Source organism: Vibrio sp. Vb1755 (genome assembly GCF_033338635.1).
GTDB classification, from domain to species: Bacteria; Pseudomonadota; Gammaproteobacteria; order Enterobacterales; family Vibrionaceae; genus Vibrio; species Vibrio alginolyticus.
Window position 1 is genome coordinate 1 of the sequence record NZ_JAWOTA010000256.1, and the last position, 1,182, is coordinate 1,182.

Sequence of the window (1,182 nt, forward strand, 5' to 3'; positions counted from 1 at the left end):
TCTTGTTCCACAACATTCCGGGGATGATTGGCTGATGGCCATCACATTTGCAGACCTCTCCGCGATTCTCGGTCAACTTTGGTGGCCGTTTTTTCGTGTGGGAGCGGTATTTTTATCCATGCCATTTTTTGGTGACGCGTTGATTCCGATTTGGGTTCGCAGTTTATTAGCACTCTCTATCGTGGTCATCACAGCGCCATTAATGCCAACAATGCCTGCGGTTGAACTCTTCTCATTAACCTCTTTGTTTCTCGCATTTGAGCAAGCGATTTGGGGTTTGATGTTCGGTCTGATTCTGCACATGCTGTTTAACGTGTTCACCATGCTCGGCCAAACCATTTCTTTGCAGATGGGTTTAGGTATGGCAATGATGAACGACCCTGTGAATGGTCTGTCGGTGGCGATTCTAGGCCGTATCTTTTTGATTTTTTCGACCTTACTCTTTTTGTCACTAGAAGGGCACTTACTGGTGATCGATATTGTTATTCAGAGTTTTGTGGTGTGGCCTGTTGGCTCAGGCATCACGGCCCTATCACTGCAAGGCGTGATCAATGTGTTTGGTTGGATGTTTGCGGCTTCCCTCGCACTTGCGCTGCCCGCCATCGTGTCAATGTTGTTGGCGAACATCAGTTTTGGCGTGATGAACCGCGCCGCACCGTCTCTGAACGTTTATGCGCTAGGTTTTCCGATGACCATGCTACTTGGCCTGTTCAGTGTTTTGATTTCTGTTTCCGGTGTTCCGGGCCGCTACACCGCGCTGGTGCATGAGACGATCCGACACTTAAACAACTTTATGTTGGGGGGCGCATGAGCGATCAGTCGTCACAAGACAAAACCGAAAAGGCCTCCCCCCAGAAAGTTAAAAAAGCCCGCCAGGAAGGCCAAATTCCACGAGCGAAAGAATTCACCACTGCAGTCATTTTCATGGCTGTAGCGCTGTATTTTTACTCTCAAATCAATAGCATCTGGGAAAGCATGTTCGGCATTTTCCGCTATAACATGTCGTTGACGAAAGCCGACCTAGAAAACCCACAGCAAATGGTAGAACAAGTGGGTCAGAGCCTTGGCATGATCATCGAAATGCTGTTGCCACTTTTCACGGTTATCATCATCGTGACGTTCGGTAGCAGTATGGTCTTGGGCGGATGGATGTTTCGTCCCGCAAACATGTTACCAAAACTG

At 48.4% G+C, this 1,182-nt stretch carries 2 protein-coding genes; both read left to right on the plus strand.

Annotated elements, in window-relative coordinates; genetic code table 11:
- The first annotated feature begins 34 nt into the window (after positions 1-34).
- Complete coding sequence (gene fliR, locus R7E00_RS24330) at positions 35-811, plus strand: flagellar biosynthetic protein FliR (protein WP_021484135.1); 777 nt, start codon at positions 35-37, stop codon at positions 809-811.
- The coding region (locus R7E00_RS24335; RefSeq protein ID WP_318124805.1) for an EscU/YscU/HrcU family type III secretion system export apparatus switch protein at positions 808-1,182 on the plus strand (375 nt) is incomplete at its 3' end. The genes fliR and R7E00_RS24335, both read left to right, overlap by 4 nt.

Bases quoted from the DNA above. Each gene is read 5' to 3' on its own strand.
- fliR (WP_021484135.1), top strand. From the start codon at position 35: ATGGCCATCACATTTGCAGACCTCTCCGCGATTCTCGGTCAACTTTGG.